Here is a 14,777-nt window from a genome sequence, read left to right on the forward strand (position 1 = left end):
TAATTCAGGAAATCCACCAGTTACTCTAGGTCTTTCATTTTAAAACCGCTCATTAATGCGCCTCACCCCAGGAAGCGCCGTGTCCTACATCGACCGTAAGTGGGACTGAAATGTGCACTGCCGGCAACGAGGCGGATTCCATGATTTTTTTTACCACGTCGCTTGTTTGATTCATGGCATGTTCTTCGACTTCAAAGAGCAATTCGTCGTGGACGGTGAGGAGCATTTTAGCCTTGGTGGCGAGGTTGTGCTTTGCTAGCCCGGGTGGCACGCGAATCATGGCCCGTTTGAGAATGTCGGCAGCGGTCCCTTGAATAGGAGCATTAATCGCGGCACGCTCGGAGAAATTTCTGCGCGCGGCGTTTCGCTCATGAATGCCTGGCACGTGCACGCGGCGACCAAAGAGGGTTTCGACATAGCCATGTTCTCGGCAGAATTGTTTGGTGCGATCCATGTATTCCTGAATGCCGGGGTATCGTTCGAAGTAGGCTTTCATGTAGGCGGCCGACTCTTCGTTGGTGATGCCTAATTGACGGCTGAGTCCAAAGGCACTAATTCCGTAAATGATGCCAAAGTTTATGGCTTTGGCTTTGCGCCGCATGGCCGGATCCAAAGCTTTGGCGTCGACTCCAAAGATTTGGCTGGCGGTGAGAGCATGAATGTCTTGACCTTCATGGAAGGCCTGTTTTAACACGTCGATGTTGGCAATGTGTGCGAGCAGGCGAAGTTCAATTTGCGAATAATCCAGGGAGAGTAGGGTGCATCCAGGTTTTGCCACAAAGGCATGCCGAATTTTTCGACCATCTTCCGTCCGAATGGGAATGTTTTGCAGGTTGGGGTCGGTCGAAGACAAACGCCCTGTGGAAGCGGCGGCCATGGCGTAAGAGGTGTGGACACGGCCGGTGCGTGGATTGATTTGTTCAACCAACGCATCGGAGTAGGTGCTTTTGAGTTTATCAAGTTGTCGCCAGGCGAGTACTTTGGCTGGGAGTTCGTGCCCTTCTGCAGCCAGACCTTCCAGTACATCGGCTCCCGTGGAGTAGGCTCCTGATTTTCCCTTTTGCCCACCTTCCAATTTCATTTCTTCGTACAGGACTTCCCCCAACTGTTTCGGCGAACCTACGTTAAATTCATGGCCAGTTAATTGAAAAATGTCTTGTTCCAACGTCGCTTGGCGGTTGGCAAAGTCCTGACTGAGTAGTTCTAGGTTTTCACGATCAACTTTAATTCCTTCGCATTCCATGTCCACGAGTACAGGAATCAGCGGGCGTTCTAAGGTTTCATATGGCGTGACCAGTTGCTCAGCCAATAACCGAGGTTTCAGCATTTGATGAAGCTGGAGCGTGATGTCCGCATCTTCGGCGGCATAAGCCAAGGCGGTGTCTAAGGGGACGAGGTCGAAAGTTATTTGTGATTTGCCAGCTCCCGCCACTTCCTTGAATTTGATGGTGGTGTGGCCCAAATGCAGTTGGGCCAATTCATCCATGCCGTGACCATGGCTGCCCCCATCCAGGATGTATGACATCAGCATAGTGTCGTCGATGGGCTTAATAGTGATTCCATACCGTCGAAGCACCACGATATCGTATTTTAAGTTATGTCCAATTTTGAGCACCGAAGGCTCGGCGAGAAGTGGCTTTAAAATATCCAAAGCTTCATCGATGGGGATTTGGATGAGCGGTTCAGCTTGGGGTGAGGATGTCTTTTTTGCAGATGCTTCGGAGAAATCCAATTCGGCTGTAGGTTCAGGGTGACGGTGAGCAAGAGGAATATAGCAGGCATGCCCAGGTTTGACACAGAGCGAAATGCCGACTAATTCCGCGCGGCTTTCATCGAGCGATGTGGTTTCGGTATCGACGGCGATGGCGCCGGCAAAACGTGCTTGCGTGACCCAGTCTTGAAGGACGGCCGTGGATTGGACCAGTTCATACTGAGTGGTGGAAGGAGGCGTAGTGGCAGGATCCGTAACCGGACGGCCTCCGATATCCGGAATATTTTCCCCCGAAGCCAATAGGCGGCTATGGACTTTGGCCATGAGGGATTTAAAGCCCTGTTCGTTGAGGAACGTGAGCAGTTGTTGCGGATCGGGGTTTTGGCGTTGTAATTGGCTGACGGCCAGGTCTGTCGGCACATCATTTCTGAGGCGAACCAGGTCTCGTGACATTCTGGCTTGATCGGCATAGTCGATGAGGCTCTGGCGTCGTTTGGGTTGTTTGATTTCTGAGGCGCGTGCAAGTAGTGAGTCCAAGTCTCCATATTCCTGAATGAGTTGTGCGGCAGTTTTGATACCAATGCCAGGGACGCCGGGAACATTGTCGGTGGAATCTCCTGCCAGGGATTGCACGTCCACGACTTTCTCCGGACCAACGCCGAATTTTTCCAGCACCTCCTTCGGTCCAATCTTTTTATTTTTGATGGCATCGAACATGCTCACACGACCCGTGACTAATTGCATGAGGTCTTTGTCCGAGGACACAATAATGACTTCAATACCCTCGGCCTCGGCCTGTTTGGCATACGTGGCGATCAAGTCATCGGCCTCAAACCCTGGACTCTCAATACATTCCACATTGAATGCGCGTGTGGCATCCCGAACCAGGGGAAATTGGGGAATGAGTTCGTCCGGGGGTTCCGGCCGGTTGGCCTTGTAATCCGCGGAAATGTCATTGCGAAAGGTCTTTCTTGCCGAATCGAAAATCACCGCTAGGTGTGTGGCATGGAGGTCATCCAACAGCTTTAACAACATATTTGAAAAGCCCAGGACTGCATTAACTGGAGTCCCATCTGGACGGGTGAGGATCGGCAATGCGTGGAAGGCTCGAAACAAAAAGCTTGATCCATCGACTAAACACAAATGTTTATCGGTAGAAGTCTGGTTTTTGGGGGTCATCATCATGTGAAGGTTTATCTCACACCCGAAATTGGGTGAATGCATCTATTCAATACACCCTTAGCCAAGGGTGTAGCACAATCCAAGTCGACGGGGAAAGATGGGAATGTGAGGAGACTCGCCATCTGCAAACCCCTGTCAAAAATGAAAAGAAATTGTCCACGATATTTCGGTTGACCATGAAATAACGCTGTTTCTTTCCCTGGAGATACCAGGGAGAGAAAAAGGTAGAAATTGAAAAACTCATTGAAAAACAAAGGAAAATTTCTCAACCACCTGTCTCCATCTTTTTGGCACCAAGCCTGCAGTATGAGAACAAAAGAGCACGTAATGGACACGGTAGTTTTAAATAAAGTGGGAAGGAAGAGTCTCATGTCATTATTACTCAGTATCCGCGCACTGGCTTCTTTGTTAGCGTTCATTATCGGGTTGATCTTGAGTGGGTCGCCAGTTATTGCGGATTCTTATGGTCAAGATTCTATTCGCGTGGCTCTCCTCGAACAGAAAGTGCAACTCGATCAACAAATTGGTCAAATCGAACAACGAATCCAAAAGGTACGATCACTATCTTCACGTGTGGAGCCATCCGGGACATTGGTGGTCTTAGAGATTGAAGGGAAGCTCAAGACAACGGAACAAAAGTTGGATGATGGTGTCCCTTTGCTTGAAGAATATATGGTGGAAGATACGTATCTCGATCCATTTGATGAAAAGTCGTCCGAGGTTGTGAGTGATCCCTGGGAAGGGTTTAACTCCTCGGTATTTGATTTTAACCTCGGCCTAGATCGAAGAATCATTCGACCTGTGGCAAGAGGATATCATACGGTCATGCCGGATGTGGCAGAACAAGCCCTGGGGAATGCATTTTCCAATATTCGTTTCGTGCCGAGCCTCGCCAATAATGTGTTTCAGGGGAAGGTCTCTGAAGCTGGAGTGATAGTTGGTCGGTTTTTGATTAATAGCACCATAGGCCTTGCCGGGCTTTTCGATGTTGCCGAAGCCCATTTTGGCCTTGCTGCCCCTGCTGAGGAAGATGCTGGTCAAACTTTGGCAAAACTTGGGGTTGGAGCTGGCCCCTACCTGGTATTGCCGTTTTTGCCTCCCACCACTCTCCGGGACGGGCTGGGCACTCTTGCGGATTTAGCGATGGATCCCTTGAACTATGTGTTGCCGTTTGTGCCACAGGCTTCTAAACGAGTTGGCGAAACGGTCAATGATCGTGCAAAAAATCTCGAACAATTTCAAGGCATCGAGGATGGCACACTTGATTTATATGCTGCCGTTCGGGATGCGTATTGGCAAACCCGCGCTCACGCAATCAATCAATAAGGCTCTGCAGGCCTCTCCATTCCCCTTCAGTTGTTCACCCGCCGTTCTCAATAATTTTCTGTCCCCTTGGTTCCTTCGTTGTAATTTCTTGTCACTTTTATTTATCTTTAGAGAATCCTAAGGAAATGCTGGTAAACAGCCATTTTTTCAACATGGCTCAATCGCTTCCAACCGGCCTTGAAGTGAGGACTTAGGAATAGGAATGTAGTTTTTCCGATCAATCATTTTCACAGGGGCGGTCATGAAGAATGCATTTTTTAAGGGTCATGGATTGGGGAATGATTATATTGCTCTCAACCCCAAAGATTTAGACTTTAAACTGACACCTAAAACCATACGGGCCATATGTGACCGTCATTGGGGAGTGGGGAGCGACGGGATTTTAGCGTTAACAGCATCCCGAAAGGCTGACTTTGGACTGCGGATTTATAATCCCGATGGAAGTGAAGCGGAAAAATCAGGGAATGGGTTACGAATATTTGGATGTTATTTGTTTGCCACCAAAATTACCAAGCGACGTTCGTTTAGTGTTGAAACCAAGGGTGGGCTTGTGCATATAGATTTGGAGGTGGATCGTCGTGGGCAGGTCGTTGGGGCGACCGTAGATATGGGGCGGGCTACCTTCCAGCCTCGGGCTCTTCCCTGTACAATTCGGGCCCCGGAACTCATACTTCAGCCGATTAAAGCCGTAGGCCAATCCCTGCGGTTCACAGGGGTGAGTGTTGGCAATCCCCATTGTGTCGTGTTTAAGGACAAGGGGGGGAAATGGACGCGGGAAGATTTACTCCGCATGGGACCGGAACTCGAAAATCATTCGATTTTCCCCAAGCGGACAAATGTTCAACTTGCGGTACCCACGGGTCCCAAGTCATTGTACATTCTTATTTGGGAACGCGGAGCAGGGGAAACGCAGGCCTCCGGTTCCTCTTCCTGCGCCGCTGCAAGTGCCGGGGTGCGGCTAGGGTTAATCAAAAGCCCGGTGACCGTCAAAGCTCCGGGAGGAACTCTCCTTATTACCGTGGATGCTCAATACAATCTGACGATGAAAGGCCCTGTGGCCGAGGTCTATCAAGGGCAACTCCATCCCGCATTTCTCACACCTGCCAAATAACAAAGAAGGCTTTCCCGAAGGTGCTCTTCCAAAAAGGATTACTTTGGGAAGGTGCTGGGTGGGGTGACTTCCCAACCCTCGCCGTTTAAGCCGTGTAAAAACTCGACCAGATCTTCTTTCTCCTGATCCGTTAACCCCAAGGGCTTAATGACGGGATCAAGGTGCGGATTCGATATTCCCCCCTGGTCATAGAAATCGATGACTTGTCCCAAGGTGGCAAAACGACCATCGTGCATATAGGGCGCCGTTTTCGCGATTTCACGGAGCGTTGGAGTTTTAAACGCGCCCAGGTCTTTTGGGTTTTTCGTGACCCCATACCGACCCACATCGATATGATCCTTGTCCCAATCCACGCCTAAATTGTGAAAGCGTTCGTCAGTAAAATTGAATCCGAAATGACATCGCAGGCATTGACCCTTTCCAACGAACACCCGAAAGCCGTTTTGGGCATTGGCGGATAAGGCTGATTCCTTCCCTCCAATCCCAAACTGATCATAGGCACTATTTCCCGAGAGCAATGTTCGTTGGAAGCTAGCAATGGCTTTGCCGATTAATTCCACTGTCGCCTCACCAGACCCAAACGCCTGTTCAAAAAGGGGTTTGTATCCGGCAATGCCCTTTACCTTCGCCACGAGTTCGTCATGATTAGCAAATCCATGTTCAATGGGGTTAGTGAAGGGGCCTACCGATTGATCTTCCAACGTCGCTGCACGTCCATCCCAAAACTGGGCCGAGCTGAATGCACGGTTAATGGCTGTGGGGGCGCTTCGACCTCCTTGTTGTCGGTGAATGCCGGTGGAAACGGGTTGTCCATCGGTAAAGGCCAGGGTTGGCATATGGCAGCTGGCACAGGCGATCGTGTGATTGGCGGATAGCCGCTTGTCAAAAAAGAGTAGTTTGCCCAGGGCAACTTTCTCCTTGGTCAGGGGATTGTTCTCGGGAATTATGAGGGATTCTCGTTCCAATCCTAAGGGTAAAGTTAGCTGAATCTCTGTTTGGGCATGGGAAATTGTCATGCCTCCAACAACGATTCCCATGGTCAGTCCAAGAACAAAATTCAAATTTTTATTCCATTTCATACAAATCCTCCAAAGTATAAATCGTTCGGTTTCAGATCGTAGATAAGTTCTGGGGATCATAAAATTACCCCCTCAAGGAAGTTTGGGAACGGAGTAAATGTATTCCACGCCCCTTTTACATCCTATTATAGGATTGAATCTAAGTCTAGAATTCTTCAAGCAGAAAGGTGAATTTTGGACATAGCTGAAATATCGGGGAGAAATCCAGGTGCAACTCGAACTAGTGGAAATGGTAATTTAGGAAGGTTTTTTGGCCTCGGATTTGTCGAGCACGTATTTAATTTTTTCGATCAGGGAATCAATCTGATAGGGTTTTTGAATAAACGCATTGAAGGATTTGCCTGTAAATTGTCGAACGGCTTCTTCTTCTGAATATCCGCTGGAAAGAACTACTGGGATATCCTGTCGAATCTGTTGTATTTCCGAAAACAATTCCTCGCCATTCATACGGGGCATGGTCAAATCCAAAAGCACGGCGCGAATGGTCTGATGATGCTGACGAAAGAGGTCCAGTCCTGCCAGGCCGTCCGAGGCACAGATGACTTGGTAACCCGTATCCTCCAGAATTAATTGTGCGGCAAGTCGAACATCTTCCTCATCATCGACCACGAGGATTGTGCCTTTTCCTGAAGGGGTTTCCTGTTTTGCGGCGTGCCTCTCAAGAGTATTTTCGGTGCCAGGGGTGCTTGGCAAGATAATGCGAAAAGCAGTTCCCTTGCCTAATTCACTAGAGACTTTAATGGCTCCATCATGCGATCTCACAATGCCCAATAAGGCAGCAAGCCCTAAACCTCTTCCGGCGAATTTCGTCGTAAAAAATGGATCGAAAATTTTTTCCAGCGTCTCAGTGTCAATCCCGTGGCCCGTATCGACGACTTCGAGAAACACACAGGTTTTGTCCTTAAAGTCGCCTCGAACGTGACATTCACGGAGATAGTCTTCGGTGATGAGCATTTTTCCGGTTCTGAGAGTGATGGTCCCCATCCGTTCGCCAATGGCTTCTGATGCATTGATGATGAGGTTCATCACCACTTGCCGCATTTGTGCCGGGTCTACGTGGATCATCGGAAGGGACTTCGCTAAATCATAGAGTAGTGAAATTCGTTTGGAAATGGAGACGGCAAGCAGATGACCCATTTCTTCCACGAGGGTCGACACGTGAATGGCCTGAATAAGGGGTTTTCCTCGTCCGGCATATGTGAGCATTTGATTGGCCAACTCTCCTCCCCGAAGTGCGGCTTGTTCGATCTTGATCAAATGTTCGCGGCCTGGGGAGTCAAGGGGCATTTTTTTTGCAGCTAGCCCAGCATGAGCGACGATTGTCATCAACAGGTTGTTGAAGTCATGGGCAATCCCTCCAGCTAATACTCCAAGACTTTCCAGTTTTTGCACTTGTTGCATTTGGACTTCTGCCCGCTTGCGTTCTTCCTCGGCAATTTTTCGAAAGGTAATGTCTCGGAGCGAGGCGAGATAGGCAGACTCTTCCTCCCAATCGATTTCGACGATTCGCATTTCGGCTTGAAGGGATTGACCTGCCGGAGTAACGAAATTTATTTCCGATGTTTCTCCGACCACTAGAGGAAAATCAAACTCAGCGCCAACCAGATCCACCCATGTTTTTCCAAAGATGGCTTCGGCCGCAGGATTGACAAAACGAATGGTTCTGTCTGATCCAACAATAACCATTCCATCGATATTTTGTTCGATGAGTAGTTGAAAGCGCGGGTGACTGGGTTCAAGTTGTCCGAATGGTTGAAAGGATGGTTTAGGATATAAGGGCTTGAATCGAGACATCGACCCTCCTTGGTTAAGGTTCGATCCCTTGTGTCACTTCCGGGTTGTAGGCCCCTCGGGTACAAATAGGGAAAATGTGTTCCCTCTACCGGTGGGATCGAGATGGAATCCCTTGTGGGAATTCCTCGAAAGAGTTTGAGTGTCTTCTCATTGGGACCGTTTTTGGACAGGGGTTCGTTGTCCCTTCACTTACCAAATTTTCCGAAGCGGCCCATGTTCAACATACAAACTCACACCCTAGATGGGCATCATGCCCAGGGTTGTACAACTAAGTGAAATTTCTCCCCGTTTTTTTGAGTATTGGAATGAAATGTAGAGAATGAAGACCAGGATAAATGAGGGGGTGGCCAAGAGATGCCTTTTTCATGAAAGGCATCTGAACGTATCAATATCAATAAATCAAACATGATCTGTTTCCATAAGGGCTTAAAAAAGTTGAAGAAATTTTTAAAATAGAAGTGTTAACCCTTAGTTGATGATATATATGAACCTTTTATTAGGTCATGTCAAGAGATATTGATAGTATTAAGTAAGTATTATTTTTTCCTTGAGTTTGGGCTTTAGGGGTACCCTGATTCGTCAGAGAAAATGGTTTGAGTGGGAATCACGAAATATTTCTCGCGAAGAATAACTCACTCAGAGATGGTGTAGAGACCTTTGGAAGGAAAAAAATTGCGCTGGAAGGGTATCCCAAAAACAGTTCGGAACGAAGGAAATTTTATTTTCGCCAATCACGCAGGGAGATCAATGGTAAAGGTGGTTCCACAATCAAGTTGAGAGTCCAAAGTTATTCGACCTTTATGGCGTTCCACAATTCGTCGGACAATGGTGAGTCCTAACCCTTCTCCACCCACGGAAGTCGGGTTGAGTTGATGAAACATTTGGAAAATTCTTTCCTGGTGGTCTTGGCGAATTCCAATACCGTTATCTTCGACCCTGTATCTGGCATACTCGCCTTCTCGAACTCCCATGATGCGGATCATTCCAGGGCGCGTGGTGGATGTGTATTTTTGAGCGTTATCAAGGAGATTAAAAAACAATTGGTTCACTAACGTGGCATCACCGGTACAGTTGGGAAGGTCTTCAATTTGCAGGGAGACCCCTTTTTCTTTTAATTGATACTCCATGCTCATAATGATGCTGGTGATCATGGCATTCATATTGAGATCTTCAAAATGTAGCGTTAAGCGGCCTAGTCTCGAAAAACGCAATATCCCTTGTACGAGACTTTCCATTTTTTTTGCCCCGGTTTGAATGTAATGCAAGGATTCGGGGATGTCTCCTTCAAGGATGGCCATGACGTCTTGTTTGATCCCTGGGGCGAGTTTATGGGATTCGAGAAGGGCCTGCAGTTGGTGGCGGGAATTGGCCAGTTCTTTGCTGAATCCTTGGATGTTGACCAAAGGTGAGCGAAGGTCATGAGATGCCACACTCACAATGGTTTCCAGTTCCTGGTTTTGCTCCACCAACGTTCGATTGAGGTCTGCAAGGTCATGTTCGGTTTTCTGGCGATGGCGGAGGCTGGTGTTGAGGGCTGCCTGTGTTTGTTCGAGTTCGGTCGTTTTTTGTTGTAAGGCCACTTGTGATGACCTTGCCTCCTTTTTCCTTTTGAAGAGAAAGAATGTCGCACTCCATACCAGGGCAATGGCTAGGATTCTATTCAACACCTCAGTATGGTTTTCCCTCAATGCAGGGGAGATGAGGGCTCCGAGAGCGATGAGTATGGAATATCCCGTGGAGGTGAGAAAAAGCCCACGGTGTTCTGTGATTTGCCAAGCCATCAGTATCACGAATACATAAAAAAACGGTAAGGCTAATTGTTGGGGAAGCGCCAAATCCCCAAGAAAAATTAAGAGGCCAATAATGGTGAAACGCAGAATGTTGACGTTTGCTCGGAAGAATTTGTAGGGGTGCCCACCTGTCGGTTCCTGAAACAGGGTTTCTTGGATGGGCCGTTCTTTTTCAAGTTTATTCATGCGGGGATTGGAGAGGATATGCGGGGTGACTCCAGTTGAAGAAACAACTGGTCGATCACTTTGCCTCGGTGTGAGGGGGTTGTCAAGATTTTAAGGCGTCCTATGAGAGATCGAGCCAGATTTCTCATGCGGCCTCTACCTTCTTATCTTCAGAGGAAGAAGATCACGGCCATCCCTCTGGAGTGTGAGAAATAAAGAAATCATTTGGGTTTTTTGGAAGTGCTTTACCTAAAAAGGCCTGTGGCTTTTCATTTCTGGAACCTGTGGTTTCGTTGTCAGAATCAGGGTGGCTATGATACGATCGGCCTCCGTGGGCGATTAGCTCAGTGGGAGAGCGCTTCCCTCACACGGAAGAGGTCACTGGTTCGATACCAGTATCGCCCACCACTTCTTAATTTCTTGCACCTCCACGTGGCGTTCCTTTGCGTTTGACGATCTCCTCAACGGCGTGCACCTGCTCTTTCGTTCCCCGGCCTCAGGGAAAACTTCCATGGATGTTTAGGGGCGGGGGGTGGCTCTTTTTTATTCTCGCTTTCAGTGTTTCATGTAGAAGCGTGCCTCCGCCAGAACCCGGTCTGCCGCCTTCCGCCAGTGATTTGGAATTGCTGGGAACCACCAAATTGTGTGATGACAAGGCCCTGATCCTGAATCAATGGAAAGGGAGCACTTTTACCAGAACGCCGTGGGGATCTGGGGAACGACTGGAGCGATTAGCGCAGAGCCAACAACCGAATTTTGATCGCTTTTATTTCTTTAATGAAGAAGATGTACTCGTTGGGGCTATTTTTCGGTTCGGGTCCGGGTTGAACCTGGAACCGTATCCGATTTTGCGCGGAACGCTGTCTCAATTACCGCCTTCCTCAGCGTTCTTCCTGGATCCTGCGCAGCTCCTTCAAAGCACGAAGGCGAAATCTGCCGTATTATTCCGGACGGGAAGTAAAACGAGCACCACCCAATATTTGGTTCTAGATGACAAAGATCGCCCGCTGCTGCTTGTCGCCTCTATGTCTATAGATCCTTATGAACAATTGTTATCCAGTTATCAAAAAGCCTACTTGCCGGGGTTGGTACGATCATCCGATACAGAAAAGGCCAAGGAGTTGGCATTAAGTCAGGGGAACACGTTCCTGGCCCTCCAGCAATTTGCTCGAGGAGAGGCAGCTCTGTTTTCCTCTTGCGGCCAACGTCAACCTGAGGTGGCAATTGATGCTTATCGCCGCGCGGTCAATCTTGGGTTTCCCAAAAAAGAGCAGTTAGCAGAAGCTCACCATCGTATGGGGTTGGCGCTTCGAGATAAAGATCAACTGCAAGAAGCTCAAACCCATTTGGAAAAAGCCCTGGAAATACGACCGAATGTTCCAGAGGTGATTAATAATCTTGGGAGCGTATTGGCCCAACAGAATAAACAGACCCAAGCGATTGAGCTATTCGAACGGGCGATTATATTACGTCCAAACTATGCGCGAGCCCGGTTTAATCTGGCAGAGGTGTTGGAGAAAATGAATAAGCGCCGGGCGATTGAGGAATATGAGACGTACCTGGCCTTGGTGGAGGGGATTCCCGAAGAAGAACCGCGAATGATGTTAGTGGAAGAACGTTTGAAGCGGCTTAAAGGAAAATAGTCATCCTCATGAAATTCTATGCGGTCCGGAAAGGTCGTGTTCCTGGCATTTATACCACATGGGATTCCTGTGCGGCGCAGGTGAAGGGATATCCTGACGCAATTTATAAATCTTTTAAAAATCAGGATGAAGCCCGATTCTTTATGGAAGGACACGTTCCTGACTCTTGTCCGACGGCTGGTCCGGATGAGCCCTCACCCTCACCGGTACCAGGTGTGGATATCTGGGTGGATGGGTCATGTATCCACAACAATGGCGATAATTTACAGTTGGGTTGGGCCTATCTTATTTTGAATGGGGAAGAAGAACTCCATCGCGATAGTGGAAATGATATTCCCGAAGAGGCCAGATCCCAGCGTAATGTCGCCGGGGAAATTCAAGCCGTGCTGAAGGCCTTGAATTGGTGCCAGGCTCAAGGAATTTCTCGAGCGACCATTTACCATGATTATCAGGGATTAGCGGCGTGGGTGACTGGGGAGTGGAAGGCTAAAACTCCTTTTACTCAGGCCTATGCTGCGACGGTCAAAGCTTATGGAATAGACGTGCGGTGGAAAAAAGTCTTAGCGCATTCTGGAGAGAAATTTAATGAAATTGTCGATCAATTGGCTCGGGACGCCGCGAGAGCGGGATAGATAAAGTGGGCGGGATTCGTTTACGAGATACGAACTACGAGATACCCGCGGCGTTTGTTACAACTTTCCCTCGCCTTTAAGATATTTCCGGAATCGATCCATTAATTCTTCGCCCAGCACACCGACCTCCGGTTTTTCCTTCGTCATAAACTCTCGAATTTCTGACAGGCGTTGTTCGGCTTGATCATTCCCCTTGAGTCGTTTGACTTTGTGCAGCGCATCATCAAAGGCATCGAAGGTGAGTTCCTGATAGCCAAAGGCACGAATGCGCTTGACGGCTTTCATCATGGCTTCGTTGCGGAATACGGTGAGGTGATCAGAATCAATCTCTTTGAGGCCCAATTTTCTGGCTCGGCGCTCAGCGGCCTTGCGAATTCCGCTACGAACAAAATCTGGGGAGGTATTTAGCCGTTTCCAAGCCTCATCCGTCCAAGCGACTTGTTCCTGTGGAGCCTCCCAAATTTTCGTGAGGGTCTGTTCATCGATGATGCTCAATCCTGATTCACGAGCTAAGTCTTCAGCATCACGTTTGAGCATATCGGTGACGAACTCAAGGGCAATCGGCGGAGAATCCTTAATTTTTTCTTGCAACATGGCCTGAGCTTGTTCAGTCCACTCAAGAGGAGTCAGTGCATCTTCGGCCCGTTCTCCCATGGACTCTACTTTTTCAAATAACTCGACGTTGACTTCCATATGTCCACCCTCACGGGCAATTTCTTCAGCGATTTGTTGAGTCATTGCGCGCATGAATTCGGGAACGGTGGTCAAACGTTTTTTGGCTTCTGCGGTCCAAGGTAAGCGTCCCTTGGCCATTTGGTCGGCGGCTTCAGCCATCCCCGCTTCTCCACCCATTCCACCCATCATTTGTTTTTTGAACTGATCGAGCAAAGCCCCATTGATGACCTGATGCCCAAGTTCACCAGCTTTTTTCTCGGCCAACCGTTTGACCATCCCTCGTAAAAATACGGGGGCTCGTTCGAGGCGTTCAAGAGCATCGGTTGTCCAAGTAGGGGCTGTGGAGGTGGGTTCTGAAGCACTCATGGTAAGTTCCTCACTAGTCGCTATTCAGCAACTCTTTAATTTCTTTCCCTGCCTTGAAAAATGGCATGCGCTTTTCTGGTACAGCGACGGTTTCACCTGTCTTTGGGTTGCGACCATCCTTGGTCCGCCTGATACGCAAGCGAAAACTTCCGAAGCCACGAATTTCCGTTTTTTCGCCTTTCTTTAATGCATCACGAATCGAATCGAAAATGCAATTCACCACCTTTTCAGCATCCCGCCGACTTAATGTTGTGGCTTTTTCGGTGACTTTTTCAATCAAGTGTGCTTTCGTCATTGCGCCTCTCCTTGACGGATCATGTATGAGACTCTTTCCATACGGGAAGTGGTGTGAAACAGCAATGAAGGAACAGCGTTCCTTTATTTTCCTTACAGCGCCATGAAATACATGAGGTTAAGCCCCGTGGGAATAGGCAGTAAGGAAGTATCCCCCAATAACCGACTGCCGAGGATCTCTCTAAAAGAAAAAGGTTTCTGGTTTTCGATGACATACGGATGGTCTTTCATACCACTCATGTCCGCAGCGAGCTTAATGGCTTGTTGCAGGTCCCCAAGCTCATCCACTAATAAAACATCCTTGGCTTGTTGGCCGGTAAAAATTCGCCCATCTGCCAACACCTCCACATCCGCAATATCCAGAGACCGCCCCTCAGCGACGGCTTCAATAAATTGACGGTGGGCATCATCCATTACGGCTTGGAGATATGACTGCTCATCCTCGCTCATAGGACGAAACGGAGACCCCACGTCTTTATAGCGACCACTTTTAATGACCGTATTTTTAATGCCAATTTTTTCCATGAGTTCTTGGAAGTTTGCCAATTGCATGATGACTCCAATGCTTCCCGTTAATGATCCGGGATTGGCCAAAATCCGGTCAGAAGCCACGGCAATATAATAGCCGCCGGAGGCAGCGACTGTGCCCATGGAGGTGACAATCGTCTTATGATTGTCTTTCCGTACCCGCTTCACGGCATTGTAGATTTCTTGCGAGGGCGCCACCCCTCCACCAGGGCTATCAATGCGGAGGACAATGGCTTTGACCAGAGGGTCTTCCCCAAATTGTTTGAGTTCTCTGACGGTTGCCTGAGAATCAAGAATTGGCCCTTCAATTCTGATGAGGGCAATGCGTTCCTGCCCAACGGCAGCAAGATCGGGGATCAAAGTCTTACCGAGGATGGTCAACATCAAAGCTCCCGCCAGCATCCAAAATATGCGACGCCAGCGAGAGGGCTTTGACCGTTGGGTGGTTTCTTCAGACATGATGCCTCAATACGAAAGAGGG

General features: G+C 48.6%; 11 protein-coding genes and 1 tRNA gene. 5 read left to right on the top strand and 7 right to left on the bottom strand.

All coding sequences use genetic code 11. The features are described 5' to 3' along the window. Positions 1-52: 52 nt before the first annotated feature. Entirely contained in the window at positions 53-2,896 is a 2,844-nt protein-coding gene (gene polA / locus PPG34_RS12315; protein WP_313833632.1) for a DNA polymerase I, read from the bottom strand. Positions 2,897-3,262: 366 nt separating this feature from the next. On the opposite strand from polA, the gene PPG34_RS12320 reads away from it, so the two are divergent. Continuing rightward, positions 3,263-4,219, top strand: coding sequence for an MlaA family lipoprotein (locus PPG34_RS12320; protein WP_313833633.1), 957 nt, complete (start codon positions 3,263-3,265; stop codon positions 4,217-4,219). Positions 4,220-4,460: 241 nt separating this feature from the next. Then, positions 4,461-5,330: a diaminopimelate epimerase gene (gene dapF / locus PPG34_RS12325; protein ID WP_313833635.1), complete on the top strand. Its 870-nt coding sequence runs from the start codon at positions 4,461-4,463 to the stop codon at positions 5,328-5,330. 38 nt (positions 5,331-5,368) lie between these two features. Here dapF and PPG34_RS12330 read toward each other — a convergent pair whose 3' ends face one another. The 3 genes from PPG34_RS12330 to PPG34_RS12340 all read right to left on the bottom strand — a co-directional run bounded on the left by PPG34_RS12330 (position 5,369) and on the right by PPG34_RS12340 (position 10,179). Beyond that, positions 5,369-6,409, bottom strand: coding sequence for a cytochrome-c peroxidase (locus tag PPG34_RS12330; protein WP_313833636.1), 1,041 nt, complete (start codon positions 6,407-6,409; stop codon positions 5,369-5,371). Between the two features lie 237 nt (positions 6,410-6,646). Next, positions 6,647-8,203, bottom strand: a complete 1,557-nt coding sequence (locus PPG34_RS12335; protein ID WP_313833637.1) for a hybrid sensor histidine kinase/response regulator — start codon at positions 8,201-8,203, stop codon at positions 6,647-6,649. 731 nt (positions 8,204-8,934) lie between these two features. After that, positions 8,935-10,179: a sensor histidine kinase gene (locus PPG34_RS12340; RefSeq protein WP_313833639.1), complete on the bottom strand. Its 1,245-nt coding sequence runs from the start codon at positions 10,177-10,179 to the stop codon at positions 8,935-8,937. A gap of 312 nt (positions 10,180-10,491) precedes the next feature. Between PPG34_RS12340 and PPG34_RS12345 the strand changes: the two genes are divergently transcribed. From PPG34_RS12345 to PPG34_RS12355, 3 genes are all read left to right on the top strand, one after another. Beyond that, positions 10,492-10,566: transfer RNA gene (locus PPG34_RS12345), tRNA-Val, on the top strand. A 167-nt stretch (positions 10,567-10,733) separates the two neighbouring features. After that, complete coding sequence (locus PPG34_RS12350) at positions 10,734-11,801, top strand: tetratricopeptide repeat protein (RefSeq protein WP_313833640.1); 1,068 nt, start codon at positions 10,734-10,736, stop codon at positions 11,799-11,801. Positions 11,802-11,809: 8 nt separating this feature from the next. Next, a complete protein-coding gene (locus PPG34_RS12355; protein WP_313833641.1) occupies positions 11,810-12,433 on the top strand; it encodes a ribonuclease H family protein in 624 nt (207 codons plus the stop codon). Positions 12,434-12,490: 57 nt separating this feature from the next. Here the strand turns inward: PPG34_RS12355 and PPG34_RS12360 are convergent, their stop codons facing one another. Genes PPG34_RS12360 through sppA form a run of 3 tightly spaced genes read right to left on the bottom strand, consistent with a single transcriptional unit; the run spans position 12,491 to position 14,755 of the window. Further along, entirely contained in the window at positions 12,491-13,474 is a 984-nt protein-coding gene (locus PPG34_RS12360) for a PCP reductase family protein (protein WP_313833643.1), read from the bottom strand. Positions 13,475-13,487: 13 nt separating this feature from the next. Then, entirely contained in the window at positions 13,488-13,856 is a 369-nt protein-coding gene (locus PPG34_RS12365) for an HU family DNA-binding protein (protein ID WP_313834283.1), read from the bottom strand. 5 nt (positions 13,857-13,861) lie between these two features. After that, entirely contained in the window at positions 13,862-14,755 is an 894-nt protein-coding gene (gene sppA / locus PPG34_RS12370) for a signal peptide peptidase SppA (RefSeq protein ID WP_313833645.1), read from the bottom strand. Positions 14,756-14,777 lie beyond the last annotated feature (22 nt).

Source organism: Candidatus Nitronereus thalassa (genome assembly GCF_032191465.1).
GTDB classification, from domain to species: domain Bacteria; phylum Nitrospirota; class Nitrospiria; order Nitrospirales; family UBA8639; genus Nitronereus; species Nitronereus thalassa.

Excerpts from the sequence above, each read along its gene's own strand:
- polA (WP_313833632.1), bottom strand. The coding sequence starts at position 2,896 with ATGATGATGACCCCCAAAAACCAGACTTCTACCGATAAACATTTGTGT.
- PPG34_RS12320 (WP_313833633.1), top strand. The coding sequence starts at position 3,263 with ATGTCATTATTACTCAGTATCCGCGCACTGGCTTCTTTGTTAGCGTTC.
- dapF (WP_313833635.1), top strand. The coding sequence starts at position 4,461 with ATGAAGAATGCATTTTTTAAGGGTCATGGATTGGGGAATGATTATATT.
- PPG34_RS12330 (WP_313833636.1), bottom strand. The coding sequence starts at position 6,409 with ATGAAATGGAATAAAAATTTGAATTTTGTTCTTGGACTGACCATGGGA.
- PPG34_RS12335 (WP_313833637.1), bottom strand. The coding sequence starts at position 8,203 with ATGTCTCGATTCAAGCCCTTATATCCTAAACCATCCTTTCAACCATTC.
- PPG34_RS12340 (WP_313833639.1), bottom strand. The coding sequence starts at position 10,179 with ATGAATAAACTTGAAAAAGAACGGCCCATCCAAGAAACCCTGTTTCAG.
- PPG34_RS12355 (WP_313833641.1), top strand. The coding sequence starts at position 11,810 with ATGAAATTCTATGCGGTCCGGAAAGGTCGTGTTCCTGGCATTTATACC.
- PPG34_RS12360 (WP_313833643.1), bottom strand. The coding sequence starts at position 13,474 with ATGAGTGCTTCAGAACCCACCTCCACAGCCCCTACTTGGACAACCGAT.
- sppA (WP_313833645.1), bottom strand. The coding sequence starts at position 14,755 with ATGTCTGAAGAAACCACCCAACGGTCAAAGCCCTCTCGCTGGCGTCGC.